Genomic DNA, 21216 nt, shown 5'->3' with positions numbered 1-21216 from the left:
TTTTCGGTCTCAGAAGAAGGAACTCCTTCCGGATTTTCCAGATCTTTCGAAGAAGTAAGTAACGTGGATTCCAAAGCAGAGAGAGCTGTATCCAAATGAGAGGGATTTTCGATTTTTGTAGGTACTTCGACAGAGACCGATCCAATTTCAGGCTCCGGCTCATTCCGTTCCTTCAGTTCCGAAGAAGGAACTCCAGCCGAAGGAGAAAGTTCTTCTGCCGAGGAAGGAACTCCTTCTCGGTTCTCGGAAACAAAGACCTGCTCTACTTCCGGGATCTCATCTTCTTCATAAAAAGAAGTTCCGTACGAATCCTCGGACTCTTCTTCCGATCCTGCCGAAGAGATGCTTTCCGAAAAACTCAAGAAAGGCAAAGACTCCTCCGGGTATTTCGATTTCTTCTTCGGAACAAAATCTCCAGGGAAAGTTGGATTGGCAGGATTCGATTCTTGGCTCATGGATAAAAACAGTAGGAAATAGGAATTCAGGCTCGGAAAATCCCCATTTTCCAAGCACCGAATGGCCTCTTCTGTAAGCGACATAATCCTGCATTTCCAGTTCTTGTCAACCGTGTACAGGCAAAGGTTTGCGAATCTGAAAGGTTTTAGAAAAATAGGAAGAAACTGCGGATTATGCAAGATTTCCATCCCGATCAGTATTCTCCGGATTCCAATCTTTGGGATCTGGGCGAGAAACAATCCATTTACAAGTCTCCCATCTTCGAATTGGTTTCCGTTCCCAAGACTTCTCCTGATAGAAAAATTTCCGGGAACTTCTTCCATTTAGAATCCAAGGATTGGGTGAACGTAATCGCACTGACTTCCGAAGGGAATGTGATCTTAATCGATCAATATAGACACGGAATGCATCGTTATTCTCTCGAAATTCCCGGAGGGATCGCAGAGAAGGCGACTCTTCTAGAATCGGCTCAGGCAGAATTGAGAGAAGAGACCGGCCTTCTGTCCGACGACTGGGAATATCTCGGAAAGGTTTCCGCGAATCCTGCGATCTTGGACAATTGGTGCCATACATTCGTGGCCAGGAATGTCTTTCTTCATGAGAAGGGACAGGACCTAGACGAAAGCGAACAGATAGAAGTGTATCAATACCCTCTTCAAAATATTCGGGACATCCTGGATCGGAATATTCTTCATCATGGGATGATGGTCGCCGCTTTCGGATTGTTCTTTATGAAGTACGGATTAAATTACGAGAAACAGAACTAGTTCAATGACAGACAAATCTACAACGAAAACCAACCCGTTTATCTCTCTCCAAGTACCGGAGTTCCGAAATTTTTTAGCCGGCAAATTCCTGGTTACTCTTTCCTTTGTCATGCAATCCACAGTGGTATTCTGGCAGATAGACAATATCACTCATGACGCATTCTTCGTAGGTTTGATCGGCTTCGCGGAACTTGTGCCTAACGTGACTGTTTCTCTATTTTCCGGACTGGTCGTGGATAGTTTTCCTCGTAAGAAGATCATCGTCATCTCTCTAAGCGGATTAACTCTCAGTTCTTTCTTACTCTTCTCCTTTACGCTGCCGGAATTTGCCTGGGTCCTTCGTGATTTCTCCGTTTGGCCCATCTATTCTGTGATCTTCTTCTCTGGAATTTGTAGAGGCTTCCTTTCTCCTAGTATCGCAGCGTATCAAACTCAGTTAGTTTCTAAGGAAATTTTTCCGAATGCAGCTACCTGGAGCGGTGTGGCCTGGCAAGGTTCCGCCGTATTAGGTCCTATGCTCGGCGGCCTCCTCACTGGATTCAACGGTGTGCAAACTGCGTACTTTGCGGATTTCTGCATCATGCTATTTTCTATTTTTCTTTTATTCGTCGTGCCTTCCAAACCGGTACCCGAAAAACAAGGAGAGAAGGAATCCATCTGGAAGAGCTTGGGCACAGGATGGAAATTCGTATTTAGTCATCAGTTGATCCTCGGAGCGATCAGCTTAGATCTATTCGCCGTTCTTTTCGGTGGAGCAGTAGCGCTAATTCCTACCTTCTCGCGCGAAGTATTGGGGATGGGTCCCGAATGGTATGGCATCTTAAGATCGGCCCCAGCGATCGGCGCGGTCCTTTGCGCACTCTTCATAGCAGTAAAACCTCCCAAAACAAATTCGGGGATCATTCTTCTTTCCAGCGTATTCGGTTTCGGGATCTGTATGATCGTATTCGCGCTTTCCAGGGATTTCTATCTTTCTTTTGCTGCCCTCGTCGTGAGCGGTTCCTTCGATATGGTAAGCGTCGTGATACGTCATACGATCGTTCAGATGTATACTCCGGAACATATGCGGGGAAGGGTTTCTGCGGTGAATAATATCTTTATCGGTTCCTCCAATGAGTTAGGAGCCTTCGAGTCGGGTGCCGCGGCCAAAGCATTTGGACTCGTGCCTTCCGTTGTGATCGGGGGGACTCTCACTCTACTTACCGTAGGGATCGTGACTGCGATCGCACCTCGTCTTCGTAAAATGGATCTAAAGGATATAACGGTTTAATACTCCATGGACAATATTCTCACCCAACAAGAAGCAGCTCTTCGCTCCGGACAGATCTCGGATGTACATTATTCTCTTCAGCTCAAATTAGAGAAAGGATCCCAGGAATACGAAGGGGACAGCACTGTCCGATTCCTTTATACGGGTGGCAAGAAAGGAAAACTCAAAGTGGATTTCGTATCTCATAAGATCGAGATCCTCTGGCTAAATGGAAAAGAAGAAACCAAATATGAGAAGAAGGACTCCTTCCTTCTCATCCCAGGAGAGATCTTAGAAGAAGGAAAGAACGAACTTCGTATCAAGTATAAGAATCTATTCGATCATAGCGGTTCCGGTTTCCATAAATTCACGGACCCAGCGGACAAGGCCGAATACATGCATACCGACTTCGAACCCTTCGAAGCTCATAGGCTATTTCCTTCCTTTGACCAACCGGATCTGAAAGCTACTTACGACTTGCAAGTTACCGGACCTTCCGAATGGACCTTTATCCATAACACAGTTCCACAAACGGAAGAAGTCCAAGGAAATTATAAAAATATAAAATTCCATCGGACCAAGAAATTCTCCACCTACCTTTTCTCTCTGATCGTAGGCCCATATGCGGTTTGGGAAGATAAGGCGGGAGACATACCTCTTCGCATTCTATGCCGCAAGTCCCTTTCCAAGTATATGGATGCGGAAAACTTATTTGCGATCACAAAGGAAGCCTTCGGATTTCTACAAAATTATTTCGGGGTTCCCTATCCATACGGCAAATATGATCAGATCTTCGTACCTGAATTCAATATGGGAGCCATGGAGAATGTGGGAGCAGTCACCTTCTCCGAAAGCTATATCTTCAGAGGACCTCGCATCTATTCCGAATATTTGAACCGAGCCAATACCGTGTATCATGAAATGGTCCATATGTGGTTTGGGAATTTAGTCACAATGAAATGGTGGAACGATCTCTGGCTGAACGAAAGCTTCGCGGATTATCTTTCTTACTACTCCATGTCCAACGGGAAATTATTCCCGGATGCATTAGAACATTTTTATGTACGGGAAGAATGGGCCTATAGAGAAGACCAGCTCTCCACCACTCACCCGATCGCAGGAAAAGCGGAGAACACATTAGAGGCGATCAGCAATTTCGACGGGATCTCCTATTCCAAGGGAGCCTCCGTCCTCAGACAGTTGATGTACTATGTAGGAGAGGAGAAGTTTCGGGATGCGATGCGTCTCTACTTCAAGCGGCACGCGGAGAAGAATACAGTGCTCAACGATTTTCTCTCCTGCATGTCGGAAACAAGCGGTGTCGATATCCGAGGCTGGAGCAAGGAATGGTTAGAAACTACAGGCGTGAACACCCTTAGCCCTGTCCGACAGAACGGAAGGCTATTCTTATCCCAATCCCCTTCCGAAAATAACGGACTACTCCGAACACATGCATTGCAAGCCACACTCTTCCAAGAAGAAGGCGGAAAACTAAAAGAGGTCTGGCGCAAGCGGGTCCTAGTCAAAGGAAAAGAAACGCTTCTTGAGGAATCGGACAAAGGACAGGCGGATCTTCTTCTCTTGAATACCGAGGACTATGCTTACGCAAAAACCTACTTAGGCAAGGAAGCGCTTCCTATCTTAAAGAGAAGTTTGCACACCCTCCAGGATCGATTTGCAAGAAGAGTTGTCTGGGGAAGCTTATGGCAAATGGTCCGAGACGCAGAACTTTCTCCTAGAGAATTCTTAGAATTAGCCTTGGACCAAGGATTAAAGGAACCGGACCTTTCGGTTCGAAACAGCCATATCCTCACCAAAGCATTGACCGTGATCGACAACTATATCCCTGAATCCGAAAAAAGAAATTGGTCGGATAGAATGAACGCGATCGCTAAGGAGAAGTCCCTTCTCGCCAACAATCCAGAACAAGAACAGATCCTTTGGTTTAGAATATTAGAAAATACTTCTAAGTCGGAGGCTCAACTTACCTATCTAAAAGAGCTCTTGGACGAGAAGAAAGCGATCCCAGGCATACCGATCGATCAAGAAAGAAGATGGACTATTCTCGCCAGATTGAGTGCGTATGGGGATACTGAATCCGACGCACGGATCGAAAAGGAAATCGCAAAAGACAATACGGACCTGGGAGCGAAGAAAGCTTTCTTAGCCAGGGTCTCCTTCCCAGATGCAAAGCGCAAAAAGGATGTTTGGGACAGATTTCTGCACCCTCAAAAAGAAGACTCCACCGATTTTCTTCGCTACGGAATGCGGGGATTCCAATGGGGACACCAAAAGCAATTGCTATTGCCTTATGTGGATCTTTTCTTTGATTCAGTGATCTCTGTTTATGAATCCAGGGATCCACACTTTTCTTCCGCATTCGGGCACATGATGTTTCCCTCTTACGAACCGGATACCAAACTCTATAATCGAACTCGGGAATTCTTAGACCAAAAGAAGACGCTTCCGGAGTTATTGCGCAAGGACCTGCAACAACAAAGAGACGATATCGCAAGAACCTTGAGAGTATTAGAAAAATACAATAAATAGACAATCTTCGTTTTCGGGAACTTATATGGAAAATTTTCTGAACTACCTCCGGAATATCACACCCTTAAGTTCCGAAAGCGAAAACGCCCTGAAAAAGGAAAGTAAGGAAATCGTGGAGATCAAATGGATTTGCGCCACGGAAAACTATTTTAATCTGCTTGGAAAACCTTTAGGATTGAATTCAGATGAAATGGTATTTTCAAAATAAATAAAAAGGGCCCGAATTCGAGCCCTTCTTTTCGCGAATCGTTCTTTGAATGAAACGATTGCATGATTTCTTTTCGTATTCTTTTCTTGGTGGTTTTCTCTTAAGCCATTACTCTTTTCTTCACAGCGTTTTTTCCGAGGATTTGGCCCGAGTTCTCCGACTTCCAAGTTTCCAATTTCTTATCCATCACTTTAAACCAAAGTGGTGGAACTAGCGCCAATAGGATCATTACTTCGTATCCATACGGCAATTGTGGACTCTCTTCGAAATGTCGAAGCGACTGGTATCTTCTTCCTGCATTCGCATGATGATCGGAATGTCTCTGCAGTTGGAACAAGAACGCATTCGAGAGAGTAAAGTTCTGGTTCCAAGAATGGATCGGCAAAACCTTCTCGAATTTTCCTGGAGCGATCTCTTTACGAGCGAGACCATAATGCTCAATATAATTCACTAATTCTAATAAGGAAAATGCGATCCAACTTTGGATAAAGAAGAAGGCCGGCACTTCCCAGGTAAACCTTCCGGTTAAAGCGTAAAAAATACCGGTAACTGATGATATAAAAAGAAGAGGAATGATCGCAGAAGTGATCATCTCATTCTCCAAAGTCCAAGCTGACTTTCCGATTTTAGAAAGCCTTTTCTTCTCTAGATCCCATGCGCTAGTCAAACTTCCAAAAACCGTACGAGGATAAAATGCAAAGAAGGATTCACCCTTGCGACTAGTCGCCGGATCCTCATGAGTAGAAACGTTTACATGGTGTCCGCGATTGTGCTCGATAAAGAAATGCATATAGCAAACGGTCATGAGAATGAACTTTGAATACCATTGCTCTATCTTAGTATTCTTATGGCCCAATTCGTGAGCGACCGTGATGCCGATGCCTCCAGTATTCACTCCGATCGCAAGCACGAACCCAAACCACTCCAGTCCGGATAAGGAATGGGTCTGCACTTCCCAAAGTGCCCAAAGAACGAGGGAAAATTGGACCCAGGCCCATGCATACGTGAGAAATCTAAAATAGAATTCCTTTTGAAGCGTAGGAACTTCCGACTCATCCGGATTACTCGCATCCGGTCCAAGCACTAGGTCCAAGACTGGCAATATTCCAAAAACAACCGCCAGTGTTAAGAAATTATACCCACCCCCTAAGTAATAGCCCACAACGGCCAAGATCGGGATCAAAAAGGCAACCAGGAACGAAACTCTCTTCCAAACACTCATCTGCTCTCTCCTTCTTCCCAAGCCCATACAGGAAGAATTCTTTTTAATTTATTTCGAACGTTTGGTATTATAATCTAGTTTTAAATTGAGGCAAGAAAAAAATCTGCAATAGGGCATTTTTTATAACATTTGTTCTAAAATTAGGAGAATCTGCTTATAACTCGTTTCTGATAAATTTTAGGAAGAAGAATAACTAATCCAAGGGCTTTCCACTCCGGAAGAGCAGGAGTTCCTTCTTCAATGACTTGTCAATTTGCCATGTCTTCCGGATCTATTTGAAAAGGACCGGGCATAACGTCTTTCAAGAGGAGGATTTGCAAAAGGAAACGAACTTACGCTTCGTAACGCTAAAAGCTCGATTCCAACCGATCCAACAGAAACACTCCAGCCTTTCATGAGGGAACTTCGACTCTCATGCATGTATCGTTTATGAAATTTTGTAAAAAATTTATTTCTATCCTAATCCTTTGGGTTTACAGTATAAAACTTTTTTTCTTGTTGGAGGAGCCTCGTTTAAAAACATGACAGATAAGAAGAAAATTATCTCCTAACAAAGCCAAAAGACCCTAAGCCAACAAACATACATAACGTTCTTCGCTTTTCGAACAGAAGAGCAGAGGTCTTGATGAGTCTTTCCGGTTTAAACTTCTATTCTTACCTTAGTCGAATCCGACTCTTAAAATCCTATTCTAGCAAGATCATGCTGGTTGCATTCTTAGGGACTCACGTGCCTTTGATCGCACTTCTCCTTTTCTTTGTGGTCTCCACGGCACAAGATTTGGAAACTGCGATCAAGATCTTAGTCATCGCACTTGTCGCAACCTTAGTAGGAACCTTTGCCACCCTTCTCGCTCTTCATAAATTATTGGCACCAGTAGTGCTCACCTCCAAGTCCTTAAATCGTTATCTATCGGAAAGAGAACTTCCGGATCTTCCTGTAGGATTTAGAGATGAGGCTGGTTCTCTTATGGCGGATACAGTGACTACTGTCCGCAAACTGGATGAGCTTATCCATTATATGGCTAACTATGATGGCCTCTCCGGCTTACCGAATCGAGATCTATTCTTAGAAAAACTGACAACCTCTCTTTCTGAACTTTCCAGTAAAGACGATGTATTAAGTTTTCCTGTTCTTTCCTTGGAAGTAACTCATCTGAAACAGATCCGCTCTAATTTTGGATTGCACTTAGGAGATCTATATCTGAGAGCACTCTCCCAAAAATTGGAAACTCTTTTAGGCCCGGAAACGGTGATAGCGAGAACCGGAGACGGAGAATTCTCCTTCTTCCCCACTCCCTCATCCTCTCAAGTACAAGAATCCGATTCGGAAGTATGGGCGGAAAAAATCCATGGAGCAGCTTCTTCTCAAATCAACGTGGCCGACCATCAAATCTCTTCGGAGATCAAGATAGGGATCTCTGTTTTTCCCTTCGATGGTAAATCCTCTGATCAGCTTCTTTGGAAATCGGAAACTGCATTGAACCAAGCCAAGATGGGAGCCATCGCCAAGATCCAAACATATTCTTCCGAATGGAAAGAAAGAATGAAGGAAAAGTATCTTTTGGAGAAGGACCTAAGACTCGCTATCCCCAAAAATCAACTCTTTCTGCATTACCAGCCCAGAGTGGATCTTCATTCGAGTCTTACTGTTTCTGCGGAGGCACTTCTACGCTGGAATCATCCTGATCTAGGGATTATTTCCCCGAGTATCTTTATTCCGATCGCAGAAGAAAGCGGTTTTATCAGTGAAATGGGCGAATGGGTCATCTACCAAGCCTTAGAAGACATGGGAAATTGGAAGAAAAAGGGACTTCCTCCCACCCGAATCTCCGTGAATCTCTCTGCAAAACAGCTAGAAGATCCAAGCATTACTAAGAAAATCCTGCAAACCATAGAAAAGAATGACTTAAACATGGAGGACGTGGAACTGGAGATCACCGAATCCAGTCTGATCACAAATATGCAGTCTGCATTGGAGATCCTAGGAGAATTGCATTCTTGGGGAATTCCGATCGCTTTGGACGATTTCGGAACGGGTTACTCCAGCCTCTCTTATTTAAGTAAAATTCCTTTGAAAACGCTGAAAGTGGACCAATCCTTTGTTAGGAAGATCCTCACGGATCCGAACTCTCTCGCAATCTCTAAGACGATCATTGCCTTGGGGAAAAGCTTAGGGCTCAGGATCACTGCAGAAGGCGTGGAAACGGAAGAGCAATTACGGAAGATCAAGGATCTTGGCTGCGACGAGGCCCAAGGTTTCTATTATAGTCGTCCTGTTTCCCTGCAGGACTTGGAAAAATTCGTAACTAAATAAGCAAGTTCTCATTCTAAGTACTTTTTCATTTTCAATTGTACCGAGGATCTTTAAGTCCCTTTTCCTATATTTCGGGCAAAAATAATATTACAATTTAATAACAAAGGAATATTACAGAAACCAAAAGAGTCCAATCCTCGAAAACCGGAATCAAAATAGATCCGGATTAAGACATTTATTACATCCTCCTCTGTCCATCTTTTGCCTACATGCTTACCTTATACCTTACAGGTTAAGCTTAATTCATTATTAACCCCTACGTAATGTAAATGTAACGGGGCAATGGGATTGTAATCCAAATTAGTAAGTCCTCGGGGATCAATCTCATTCATGAAAAAAAAAATAATCCAGCTGGTGCTCTTATTAGCTGCCCTTACATTTACGCATGATATCTTCGCGCAAAATTCGGGAGTAATATCCGGACAAGTATTGGATGCGCAAACCGCCGAGCCTATGTTCGGGGTTACAGCTATCATTCGGAGCTTAAATAAATACGGCCGTACGGACGTGGACGGTAACTACGATATCGCAGGCGTTCCTGACGGAGAATACCAAGTAGAGTTCATCATGCAAGGGATGGACACTCAAAAGAAGAAGGTGACCGTTACAGGCGGTAAAGCCAGAGCCAACGTGGCCATGGGAGTAAAAAAACTCGAAACCGTCGTAGTAGAAGATAGAGCTCTTAATGATTCTGAATCTTCCTTATTGAAATTCCAGAAGAAGTCTGCGGCAGTTTCTGACGGTATTTCCGCGCAAGCGATCAACAAAACTCCTGACTCCAGTGCGGGTGACGTTATCCGAAGGGTAACAGGTATCACTCTCGTAGGAGGAAGATTCGTGTTCGTTCGAGGCTTAGGAGAAAGATATTCCAACACTCTATTGAACAACGTTCCTCTTCCTTCAACAGAACCGAACAAAAGGATCGTTCCCTTAGACTTATTCCCCGCCTCTCTTATCAAGAACATCATCGTTTCCAAGACTTTCATTCCGGAAGAACCGGGTGAATTCGCGGGTGGAACCGTTAAGATCGAAACCAAAGAGTATCCGGAAGAGTTCTTCGTAAAAGTGGGGATCCAAACCGGTTATAATAATAACACTACATTCCAAAACTTTAAAACATATAGCGGTGGCGGACAGGACTGGCTCGGACTTTCCGAAGGGAACAGAAAAAGACCTGATATCGTGACTGCTTTACCGGGTGCTCCTTTCAAAGAAGTGGGCTTCGGGCAATATGGCTACAACTCTAAACTGATCACTGCAGGATCCTTGCAATTCAGCAACCAATGGTCTCCTAGCCAGATCAATGCCCCCATGAATACAGGATTCAACTTCTCTACAGGAAATAAGTTCGATCTAGGTGGCGAGAAAAAATTCGGGACCTTATTCGCGATCACCTATAACAACGATTTCCAATTTAGGGATGAAGCGGATAGCCTGAACCGTGCCGGCGGTGTGATACCGGGAGTTCCAATCGGTGGGGCGAATACTAAACTGATCCCATTCTATAACTATAACCAAAAATGGTATGTGGAATCCGTAAACTGGGGTGCAATCCTGAACAATACCCTTCAAATCGCTGCCGGTCATAGGATCCATTTTAAGAACTTCTTAAGCGTAAACAACGATAAGGAAGTCTTGATTTACAATGGTAATAGCAATGCCAGTGGCCAAACGATCGGTGCCCAAAAGCTGAACTATATCATGAGAAACCTATTCACCACTCAACTGGGTGGAGATCATATCTTCCATATATTAGGCAAGGATACCAAGCTAGATTGGAGAGTTTCCCAATCCGAAGCAAGAAGGGACCAGCCGGATATGCGAGATACCATCTATGCGGTGAACAGCACCCAATACGGATCAGCACCCGCAATCCTACAAGGGGGAACCTTAGGAAGTAGCCAGTTCTGGTCCAATACTGTGGACGTAAACCGATTTGCTGGCGCGGATTATGAGATCCCATTCAGCCAATGGGACGGACTCCAATCCAAATTGAAAGTAGGTTACAGCTATTTGGATAGAACCAGAAGCTTCAATGCGGAAAGATACTTTTTCCGGGAAGCAACAGGTGGAACGAACCTAGCCGGTGGACAATTACCTCCGCCTTACTACCCTCTTCCTCCCGAAGTGGTCTATAACCCTGTCAACAGAGGGTCTCAAGGTTACTTCGTGGATGATGCAACTCAACCTACTGACAAATACGACGCAAAACAAAAGCTTTCTTCTTATTACACTCAGGTTGACATGCCTTTGCATCGCCTGGTTCGCTTTGTGGGAGGTCTTCGTTATGAGAACAACTTCCAGGCAGTTAAGACGACGAACCCATTCGATCCGAATGCGGAGTTCTTTGACAGATTCAATTACAAATCTTATTTGAATGCATACGAACTTTCTATTGTAGATCCTACATTCAGAAAACCGTATGCAATTAATGCAAACCAGAACGTTCTGCCTGCTGCGAACTTTATCTTCAGCCCGAATGACAAGACGAACGTAAGAGCTTCCTACTCGGAAACCCTGGCAAGACCGGACTTCCGGGAAATGGCACCCTTCCAGTTCTTCAATATCTTGGGAGGAGGTATCGAGGTCGGTAACCAATACTTAACCAGGACCTATATCCACAACTACGACCTAAGATATGAATTCTATCCTAAGTCGGATGAGGTCATTGCTATCGGTGTCTTTGACAAGCAAATGGCTTCCCCAATCGAGAAGGTAATGGAAGTGGATTCCCAGTTCCGTTATACGTATACGAACGCTCAATCTGCCTATGTAAGAGGGGTCGAATTCGAAGCTAGAAAGTCCTTAGATATGTTGCATGAAAAGATGCAAAGATGGTCCGTGGGTATCAATACCTTCTTTATCAAATCGGAAGTCTCCTTTAACGACTGGATCTATTACCAAGTCAGTGGTACTACCCAAAGACCTACAAACTTAAGTCGCCCTTTGCAAGGCCAGTCTCCCTATGTATATAACGTAAACCTACGTTATCGTTTCGATGAGAAGGGAGATCACTCGATTACATTGTTATATAACGAGTTTGGACCTAGGATCAACGCAGTCGGTGGTCTCGGTATGCCTGACACCTACGAACGTCCAGTGGGTATGTTCGATATAACGTACGTTGCTAAATTCTTTGAGAAGCTAGACATAAAGCTTTCCGGAAAGAACTTGAACGATGCTAGGATCAAGATTGTCCAAGAGAACCCTATCATGGACTCTCTCGGCGGAACTCATACGACTACGAACGGATTTAATATCGGAAGCAACTTTGTCAGCCTGGGAAGCCATGGGTATAAAGGCCAAACGATCAATTCCTATCGCCTTGGACCAACCTTCACTTTCTCAGCAACCTATACCTTTAACTAAAAGCTTAGGCAGATTACTGAAAACTAACGGAAACGAAACACGATTGAAACAAAAAAATAGTTCAATCGGGTTATCTGAATTGATTTGGAGGATAGATTCAAAATGAATCGTTCTATAAAAAAAGTAGGCTATTTCCTGGGGTTAACCGCCGTTGGGATCTACGCCCTGAATTGCGGAGGCGGAGGCGGAAGCAGCAGTGCTGGTGCAGCCTTAGCAGGCCTCTTGGGAGGAACTAGTCCCGGGGTATACATTTCTGGAACCTTAGTGGATGGTACGCCAACACAGAATCCACTCGCTAATGCAACTGTTCAAATCGTAGGAAGAGGAGAAAGTTCTGTAACTGTACTGGTTCCAGACTGGGCGAAAAACAGTGTAAGCACTGTTGCCCCGGTTAATAAGAATTCTTCTTATTATATGTCATCCGGCGGAGTATACGCAGGTGATAAGATCCCTGCAGGGTTTTTGTATAATAACTCTCAAGGTGCTGGTAACAATACCAACGCATCTGACGGGTCAGTTACTTGCGATACCGTCGGTAACTTTGACGCTACTACAAAAACGAATAGCGGAGCAAACTGCCCTGCTACGTATATCACCTCTGTAGCGAAAGTATTTGCAAATCCTGCTGCTGGAACCGATCCAGGCGTAGACTTCGTGAAAGCACAATGCGGTCAAGCTTCCATTGATCAAATTAATGCTTGGGCAGGATCCGGAACTTTCCCTGCTGGCCAGTATTATGATGGCGTTACCGCTCCTACCGTTCCTGCTGTTGGAACAGACGGAGCCGGATACAAGGTCGGACCTCTTCCTGTTGCTTTCAAGAATACTACCGTTCGTGTTTACTGCGACGTTTCTACTCTTGACACAGGAGCAACGAGCGTTGGGATTAATACCACTGTCCAAACTGCAGGAACCATAATTGGAACTTTCAAAACGGATGCGAACGGAAAATTCAATGGAGTGAAGCTAATCGTTCCTAGTGTTGGTAACACATACAACGTTATCGTTACGACAAGCGGTGGAGCTACCTTGAAACCTCGTCGTTTGAAAATTAACAAGAATGGAGTGGCAACACTTTTAGTTCCTGTTTCAGAAAAGCCTGCAAACGCTGCGTTAGAGCTTTCTACAGGAAAGGATCTTACTTCAACTGAATCCAGCTGGAACAGTTACTTCTCAGGTGGAAACGTGTTGGATGATAGAGGATCTTATGACTTTAGTTTTGGATCCGTTTCCGTAAATATGGTATATCCTAAAACTGGGAATATCATCTCCGGAACCTTATCAGGTAATGCCCACTTGACTAAAGCGGGAAGCCCTTACGTTCTGAGTGGAACTGTAATCGTTCCAAACGGAATCACCATGACTATCGATGCCGGTGTGACCGTTTTTGGTGCTGTGAGCCCTGCAGGCGCACTTCTTGTTAAGGCTGGTGGTAAGCTGATCGCTAACGGAACAGCTGCTGAACCGATCCTATTCACTTCTTCTAAAGACGCTGGAACAAGAGCGCCTGCTGACTGGCAGGGAATTATCATCCAAGGAAAAGGGGTCCAAACCTTTGGTTGCGGTGGTAATGCTGGCGGATGCCAAGCGATCGGAGAAGGAGATACAGGAGCGTTCGGCGGAACCGATAATACTGATTCTTCCGGTCACCTAAGCTATGTAGTAGCTCAATTTGCTGGAGCACCATTCTCTCCAGGAAACGAAAGAAACTGTATTTCCCTTATGGGTGTCGGTTCTGGAACAGCTTTTGACCACATTCAATGTCACCGCGGATTCGACGACGGTTACGAGCAATGGGGTGGAGCATTCACTGCAAAATACATGGTTTCTTCCGCAAACCGTGATGACCAATTCGACTTTGCTGATGGATTCATCGGTAAATACCAATTCGGAATTTCTCATCTGGTAGCAAATGCTATCGCTGCTAACGACGACGTATCCCGTTGTATCGAAGGTGATGGTAACTCCGCTCTTGCTTGCACAGGTGACGCAAGAACTGGTGGTGGTTGTGCAAACCCATACTTCGCAAACATAACTTGCGTAGGAGCCGGTAACGTGACGAACGGTGGTGGAGCGATCTTCGTAAGAAGAGCAGCTGGAGCTGCCGGACAAGTAGTTGGGGATTATACTCACTTCTTAGTCGATAACCATGGAACTCAAAAGGCTTTAGATTGCACAAGCGACTCTGCACCTTCAAATGCAAACGTAAGCTACGTTAGTATCAATGGTACCGCAGTCGGAGCTTGCACCGGAGACGGTGGAGCCGATGTGAACACTGATATTGGTGCGGCAGCAATTGCTGTAACATCTACAAGCGCTACTGCTCCGAATTATTTCCCAGCAGCCGCTGCTACAGTAACTGGAAGTAGAGATACGACCACTGTAAGAAACTTCAGTGATCCGTTCTTTACAACTGCTACCTACTATGGAGCAATCGATCCAAGCGGAACCGATTGGACCACAGGTTGGACTCAGTTTCCTGCTAACTAAAAAGATTTGAAAATCTAACAAAAGCCCGTTTCGGTTCTCCGAAGCGGGCTTTTTTATTACATAAGCAAAGACAAAGTAAATTATTATGATCTTAAAAACTTTCCGGTTTATCCTTATCCCATTCCTCTTATCATGTAATCTCGACTTCACGAACTATCCGATCGCAAATTTGCAAAATAGCAAAGAAGAAGTCGTGATCAAAGCGATACAAGCAGCAGAACGACAAGATACCAAAGGCATATCCGACTTAGCACTTACTGCAAATGAGCACAATACCATGTTCTGGAATCATGTCGGAGAGAGATTCACTTCGGACCAGGGAATGACCCCGCAGCTTGCTTACGATCATATGACTATGGAGTCGAATATTGTAGTAAAAGAGCTGTTTCATAAAATAGGTGGCAAAGATTTCATTCTCAAAGAATTCGTTTGCAAACGTGCCTCCGAAAAATACGGTCCCTTTACCTTACATATGGGATGCATTTCTACTCTCTATAGTCCTTCCACAAAGGAAACAATGACTCTGAGTTCATTTAGGACCATTCTGGAATATAAAGGAAAGTATAAGCTCTACCATCTTAAGAGAGAATAGAGAACATTACAAAACGAAATCAACTAACCCCTCTCAGATCGATGCCCAAATCGATCTGAGATCAATGTTCCCAACGCGTAACGACTTCGTAATACTATCGTAACCCAATTCGCGTACAAAGATCACACAAATATTTACGGAGCTTTCGAAGCTATGCATAATCCTTATATTAATCTTTCCGTTCGTCAGTGGATCGCCATTGTCTTCATCGGAGGATTTTTTACTGTTGCTTCTCTTCCTCTATTTTCCCAAAACAATACCGCTGCACCGGCAGCTCCTGCAGCAGCAGGAACTACTCCTGCTGATCAAGCTGCTACTCCTGAAACCCCAGCTCCTGCTCCAGAACCTGCTGCACCGGCTCCTCCGAAAGCAGACGTAGGCCTCTGGGACCTTTTTGAAAAAGGTGGATGGACCATGTATCCCCTGGCCCTTTCTTCTTTTGTAGCATTAGGTATCATCTTCGAAAGGATCTATTTCCTATACACTGCTAAACTTCTTCCTAAGGGTTTCAATATCGACCTAGCGGAGAAGATGGAAAAAGGTGGATTGGAAGCAGCGAAAGAATTCATCGCAGCTAACCCTGAATACAAGATCTCGGACGTTTTGAAAAACGGCCTGGAAGTTTCCGCCGGCGACGCAGAGATCTTCGCAAAAGGGATCGAAAGAGAAGCGGCCGAGGTGATCACTGTTCTCGAAAGAGGTCTTGTGATCATTGCTGCAGTTTCTACCATTGCTCCTCTAATCGGGTTCCTTGGAACCGTTTCCGGTATGATCAACGCGTTCGACGCGATCGCTAACGCGGATCAAGTAAACGCGAAAGTAGTTGCGGGCGGTATCAAAGAGGCTTTGATCACCACTGCTGCGGGTCTAATTATCGCAATTCCTGCGATGACCTTTCACCAGTATTTAACCTCGAGAATCGACGGTTTCACTTCCGAAGTGGAAGAAGCGGCTAACCGCATCTATAAGGAATTCCTGAAACAAAACGCGCGAGCTTAATCTTTCCGGATTCGTTCGGAAGAGGTCCGTTTTATGATTCAATTAAAGAAAAAGAAAGAGCTCGAGGAAATTTCCGCGTCGTCCATGTCGGATATCGCGTTCCTTTTGCTCGTATTCTTCATGGTAACTGCAGTCTTCTTCGTGAAGGAAGGTTTGAACATTTCCCTCCCCAGAAAGGACGCGGAGCCGACTCTGATCCTGCGTGAGAACGTCTACGAGGTTTTGGTCTCGGGAGATGTGATCAAAATGCGCAATACCAAGATCGGCACCAAGGAATACAGCAACCTAAAGGAATTCCGCAAGGAATTAAATGCATTAGAAATTGATAATATTTCTGAGAAAGTAGCTCTAGTTAAGACCACAGGTGAAACCAAATACGCGAACATGTTGGATGCCCTTTCAGCCGTTCAACTTCGCGGATTTACGAAAGTTTCCGTTAAAAGGCTCAAGTAATTAAGGAATACGCGTATTTATGGCTCTGAAAAAAAAGAAAGCACCGCCTAAAATCCCGGTGAGTTCAATGGCGGACATCGCATTCCTTCTCTTGGTATTCTTCATGGTTACCTCGGTATTGGATACCGATCCCGATATCCCGATCGCTCTTCCGGACGTTCCGGGCGGCGAGCAGTTGAACAAGAAGATCGCAAACCTTTACCTGAGTGCCGACGCTGAAAAAAGCGTTTTCTATAACCAGGTGAAAATGCCGATCAACGAAGCGATCAATAATATTCGTGCAAAGCTCACCACTACTCCGGATCTAAAAGTATTGGTACATGCGGATAAGGAACTTCCTTATGCGGATCTAGACGCTGTCTTTGAACTTCTAAAAGAAGCGGGAGCCCTGAAGGTCTCTCTCGTGACTAAGACTACTCAGGGAGGTGGCTTAAAGTGAAGCAACAAGTCGCCGAAGAGACTACCTCCAAGAGCAAACTTAGAAAGTTTATCGATCGCTACCGCATCGAGTTCTGGGTAACTACTTCAGTCGTATTGCAACTGCTTGTCTTCTCTCTTTGGTATGTGCCGACTTTTCCTTCGAACCGTTTGGAGAAGTTGGTGGATGAGGTCGCGTTCGTGGACAACCTAGTCATCCAGGATCCGAACCAAGGAGCTCCCGATGACGGAGATTTCGAAGAGACCGATACCTTAAAGAAGAAAGAAGATCCCAGGATCGCGGGGGCACAAGACCAGGTGATTTCCGGAGCAACCTCTCCAATAGATCTTTCTCCGAATGTGATCCCTCAGTATACCAAGGATGCTCAGGCAGCCGGTATTACAGGAACGATCACTATCGAGGTAGTGATCGCAGACACTGGAGAAGTCTTACGAGTTCGTAACATCGGTAAATCACTAGGCTTCGGCCTTGAAAACGCAGCGATCGAGGCTTTTTATAAAAAGAAATACTCTCCTTCTATCTTAGAAGGAAAACCGATCACTGTCAAAGTGCTTGTCCCAGTTCGCTTCCAACTGAACTAAACCTATTCTATCTCCTTTTTCTTTTAGAAGAAGGAGATAGATCCAAGTAGTATTCCTTTTGCTTTCCAATTAACACCCGTTCGCTTTATTCTTCATTCTAAAAGTCTTTCTTATAAAAGATAGATCTTGTTCTTCTAATACAACCCTTCTTCTTTATGGAAGAACACTCGTTCGAATTACATTTTTATGATTTGCTTTTTCTTAAGCCAGAGTATAGTTGCGGACCATGGAATCTTCTGCAAAACAATCCAAGCATGCTTGGAGAATATTGATCCTTCTCTTTTTGGCGAATCTATTAAACTTTTTTGATAGAACCATTCCTGCAATTATAGTGGAACCGATCCGTCACGAATGGGATCTTTCCGATCTGCAATTAGGCTTTGTAGGATCCGCGTTTACGATCATTTACGCGATTGCAGGCCTTCCCTTAGGTCGCTTAGCGGATATAGGCTCCAGAAAAAGGATCATAGCTTGGGGCTTGACTGTCTGGAGCGCGTTCACCGCGTTGAACGGATATGCTTGGAATTACTTCTCTTTTATCTTGGTGAGAATGGGCGTTGGAATCGGAGAAGCAAGTTATGCTCCTGCAGCCAATTCATTGATCGGAGATCTATTTCCAGCACATAGGAGAGCAAGAGCGGTAGGGATCTTTATGTTAGGCCTTCCTCTCGGCTTGGTTCTCGCATTCTTTACGATAGGCGCTCTTGTAAAGGCTTTCGGAAGTTGGAGAGCCCCCTTCTTCATCGCATCCATTCCAGGAATTCTTCTCGCCGTTTTCTTCTTCTTTATCCATGAACCGGAAAGAGGCGCTGCAGAGGCAGTTTCAGTCTCCACAGAAAAAGTGGACCGACCGATTCGACGAGTACTAAGCATTCGGACCATGTGGTGGATCATTCTATCCGGCCTGACCTTTAACTTTGCAGCTTATGCGGTAAATAGCTTCTTAGTTTCCTTATTACAAAGATTCTATCATTTCACTTTAGTAAAAGCGGCAATGACTACAGGATTCATTGTGGGGATCACAGGACTCGTCGGTCTCACCGCAGGAGGATGGATCGCGGATAAGATCCACCAGAGATCTGAAAAAGGCAGGCTATTTTTCGGAGCAGTGAATCTGTTTGCTTCTTCCATTCTAGTTTGGCTTGCCTTGATGCAATCGGAAGAATTCGTCCTCGCCTTCTCCCTTCTATTCGGCTTGGGATGGCTCGTATCCTACAATTATTACACCTGTGTCTATCCTGCGATCCAAGATATCATCGTACCAAGATTGAGAGCGACCGCCATGGCTTTATATTTCGCTGTGATGTATCTATTAGGCGGTGCAATGGGTCCAGCAGTAGTTGGTTGGCTATCGGACTACCTCACCCGATCCGCCATGATGAAAGCGGGTGCTACCGAAATATCGGAGCAATTCAGGGCGATCGGCTTACATGATTCCCTCTATTTGATCCCTGTCACAGTTTTCATGACCTCAATTTTCGTTTTCCTGGCCTCTAAAACCTTCTCTTCGGACGCCAACCAAATGAAACAAGATATGACATCCAGCGGGAGATAGATAAGGACTTCTCTTAACAGAATATTCATAAGAGAAATGTAATTTTTATCGCCTAACATCAAGGTCTGGGGGAGATTTTCCGTAACACAACTGAAATAGAAAGTGCCTATTTCCGGATTTTTCCCCGGAAATTCCGGACTAATGGTGCCCGAATCTGGGCCATTTCGGGGGTTTGTGATCGAATCCTTACCTTCTCGTAATCATTTTGTAACCATTTGCAACCATCCTGTTACCAAAACGTAAACGAATTCGCGGGTAGAACTGCCCAAAAGCGAATCTATGGTAACTCTGAAAATGAATATAAAAAAGAACGAGAAGTGGGGGGTCTTAGGGCTTCTTCTCTCCATACTTATTCCTGCCGGCTTGCTTGTGTTTTCCCAAGCCGCATTTGCTCAGGAAGGGAGCATGGCTCAGGTCCAAGAGGCACCGAAACCGGCTCCAGAAAAACCGAAGGTGGAGGAATATACCATCTATGAAGACCAGGACGGGCAGCTATTCACAAAGCCCGGTCCAGGAAGATTCAAAAGCAAGGTAGATAAGGCGATCAATAAGAACGATCCGAAATACAATCCATATCCGAACCACTTAACGAACCGTCCTGAGGATCTCCAAAAGGAAAAGCTTACCATCACCGGTAGGATGCAATTCCGCGGGATCTCGGCCCAAACCGGTTCCAACTACAATAACGGTAAAGACGACTTCAATTCCGTAGACTGGAACTTCCGTCGTTTGCGTTTAGGCGTTCAGTACCAAGGAAATTCCTGGTGGGGACTTTTGATCAATCTAAGGGGAGAGAATATGCTCAACGCTCCTTATATTACCCAGTCCAAGAATACGGCAGGCGACGTTACAAACGTATCTCTCAAAGAAGCCAGAGGTTATCTCCAAGAAGCTTTTACGTTCGTAAACCTTCCGGTCTTGGGAGCGAGAGTAAGTTTCGGACAGATCCCTACTCAATTTCAAAGAGAATATCTCATGTCTTCCGCAAACTTTATCGCATTAGAACGTTCTTATATGACGAACGCAATCCCTCAGTTCGACCTCGGGGTAAACTTAAGACTTTCTCCTTTAAAGGATGTATTCGAAGGTAAATTCGAAAAGCATCTTACAGTGGACCTTATGGCGAGCAACGGCCATGGTGCCGGTGGTGACTACGGAACAGGAAGAAGGCAGGATCTTACCGTAGCAGGTAGACCGAACCAACCCGTATTGATCTCTCCATTATACTTTGCAAGAGTTCAGTGGAACGTTTTCGGCGGTCTTGTGAAAGAGAACGGAGCGAACGTTGGCTGGCAAGAAGGAGAAGAGATCTTCCAAAGCGACGCAAAACTCTCTCTAGGAGCGGCTACAATGCAGACTAAGAATGCAAGCTTTAGCTCCGGCCCTGCTTCCTCCTTAGCGGTAGACGGTGCGATCCCGAGAGGAGCCCCTACTCAATATCTATTGACTACCCAGACCACTCCGGATAGCAGCACCTCCGATTGCACTGTCCCAAGCTACCAAACCAGCGCTTGCCAACCTAGAATGGGGCTGAGAGGATATACTTACGACGGTACTTTTAGCTGGAACGGTTTTTACTTGAGCGGCGCATACACTGCGTTTAACGGACCCGCTTCTAATAATCTTACTGGCTGGCAAGCCACTGTAGGGTATAATATAAAATTCGCAGAGAAATATTATATCATGCCGGTCTTCCGTTATGACTTCCTGAAGGGAGACTTCAACAGAGATGGTAAGATAGAAGATACGGATATTAAGAAATACTATTGGGTAGGTCTGAACCTATTCGGAGACAGACACCTTCTCAAGGCACAGATCTTTTACGAGATCCCGATCCTGAGACTAGGTGTGGATCCGATCACCAGACAGCCTGCGGTTGTAAATAACCAGACGTTTTACTTCCAGCTACAGGCCACCTTCTGGACAGGAACGGTCAGCCCAGAACATTTAAATACGAGATTAGAATAAGGTA

14 protein-coding genes are annotated in these 21216 nt (G+C 44.9%); 13 read left to right on the top strand and 1 reads right to left on the bottom strand.

Translation table 11 applies throughout. From position 1 onward, the window contains the following. The first annotated feature begins 629 nt into the window (after positions 1–629). From EHO57_RS00210 to pepN, 3 genes are read left to right on the top strand one after another with little or no spacing between them, the layout of a single operon-like run. Positions 630–1223 carry an NUDIX hydrolase gene (locus EHO57_RS00210; RefSeq protein ID WP_135646780.1) on the top strand — a complete coding sequence of 198 codons (594 nt, stop codon included), beginning with the start codon at positions 630–632 and terminating at the stop codon, positions 1221–1223. A gap of 4 nt (positions 1224–1227) precedes the next feature. After that, positions 1228–2493, top strand: a complete 1266-nt coding sequence (locus tag EHO57_RS00205) for an MFS transporter (RefSeq protein ID WP_135646779.1) — start codon at positions 1228–1230, stop codon at positions 2491–2493. 6 nt (positions 2494–2499) lie between these two features. Further along, positions 2500–5022, top strand: coding sequence for an aminopeptidase N (pepN, locus tag EHO57_RS00200; RefSeq protein WP_135646778.1), 2523 nt, complete (start codon positions 2500–2502; stop codon positions 5020–5022). Positions 5023–5330: 308 nt separating this feature from the next. Here the strand turns inward: pepN and EHO57_RS00195 are convergent, their stop codons facing one another. Next, the gene (locus tag EHO57_RS00195; RefSeq protein ID WP_135646777.1) at positions 5331–6452 is read right to left on the bottom strand and encodes an alkane 1-monooxygenase; all 1122 of its coding nucleotides are present in this window, start codon (positions 6450–6452) and stop codon (positions 5331–5333) included. Positions 6453–7077: 625 nt separating this feature from the next. On the opposite strand from EHO57_RS00195, the gene EHO57_RS00190 reads away from it, so the two are divergent. The 10 genes from EHO57_RS00190 (at position 7078) to EHO57_RS00145 (ending at position 21212) form a co-directional block, all read left to right on the top strand. Then, positions 7078–8766 carry a putative bifunctional diguanylate cyclase/phosphodiesterase gene (locus EHO57_RS00190; protein WP_135646776.1) on the top strand — a complete coding sequence of 563 codons (1689 nt, stop codon included), beginning with the start codon at positions 7078–7080 and terminating at the stop codon, positions 8764–8766. A 330-nt stretch (positions 8767–9096) separates the two neighbouring features. Continuing rightward, the gene (locus EHO57_RS00185; protein WP_135646775.1) at positions 9097–12135 is read left to right on the top strand and encodes a TonB-dependent receptor; all 3039 of its coding nucleotides are present in this window, start codon (positions 9097–9099) and stop codon (positions 12133–12135) included. 102 nt (positions 12136–12237) lie between these two features. Next, a complete protein-coding gene (locus tag EHO57_RS00180) occupies positions 12238–14625 on the top strand; it encodes a hypothetical protein (protein ID WP_135646774.1) in 2388 nt (795 codons plus the stop codon). A gap of 169 nt (positions 14626–14794) precedes the next feature. Next, entirely contained in the window at positions 14795–15217 is a 423-nt protein-coding gene (locus EHO57_RS00175) for a hypothetical protein (RefSeq protein WP_246050418.1), read from the top strand. A 153-nt stretch (positions 15218–15370) separates the two neighbouring features. Continuing rightward, positions 15371–16216: a MotA/TolQ/ExbB proton channel family protein gene (locus tag EHO57_RS00170; protein ID WP_135646772.1), complete on the top strand. Its 846-nt coding sequence runs from the start codon at positions 15371–15373 to the stop codon at positions 16214–16216. 33 nt (positions 16217–16249) lie between these two features. Further along, on the top strand, positions 16250–16669 hold the full coding sequence (locus EHO57_RS00165) for an ExbD/TolR family protein (protein WP_135646771.1): 420 nt from the start codon (positions 16250–16252) through the stop codon (positions 16667–16669). 19 nt (positions 16670–16688) lie between these two features. Further along, a complete protein-coding gene (locus EHO57_RS00160) occupies positions 16689–17108 on the top strand; it encodes an ExbD/TolR family protein (protein ID WP_135646770.1) in 420 nt (139 codons plus the stop codon). Beyond that, a complete protein-coding gene (locus EHO57_RS00155; RefSeq protein ID WP_135646769.1) occupies positions 17105–17689 on the top strand; it encodes an energy transducer TonB in 585 nt (194 codons plus the stop codon). The genes EHO57_RS00160 and EHO57_RS00155 overlap by 4 nt, the downstream gene beginning before the upstream one ends. Positions 17690–17915: 226 nt before the next feature. Continuing rightward, on the top strand, positions 17916–19244 hold the full coding sequence (locus EHO57_RS00150; RefSeq protein ID WP_135646768.1) for a spinster family MFS transporter: 1329 nt from the start codon (positions 17916–17918) through the stop codon (positions 19242–19244). Positions 19245–19523: 279 nt separating this feature from the next. Beyond that, a complete protein-coding gene (locus EHO57_RS00145; RefSeq protein WP_246050417.1) occupies positions 19524–21212 on the top strand; it encodes an OprO/OprP family phosphate-selective porin in 1689 nt (562 codons plus the stop codon). Positions 21213–21216 lie beyond the last annotated feature (4 nt).

The sequence above is a fragment of the Leptospira langatensis genome (genome assembly GCF_004770615.1).
GTDB classification, from domain to species: Bacteria; Spirochaetota; Leptospiria; order Leptospirales; family Leptospiraceae; genus Leptospira_B; species Leptospira_B langatensis.
This window is presented reverse-complemented; position numbering and strand designations above follow the sequence as displayed.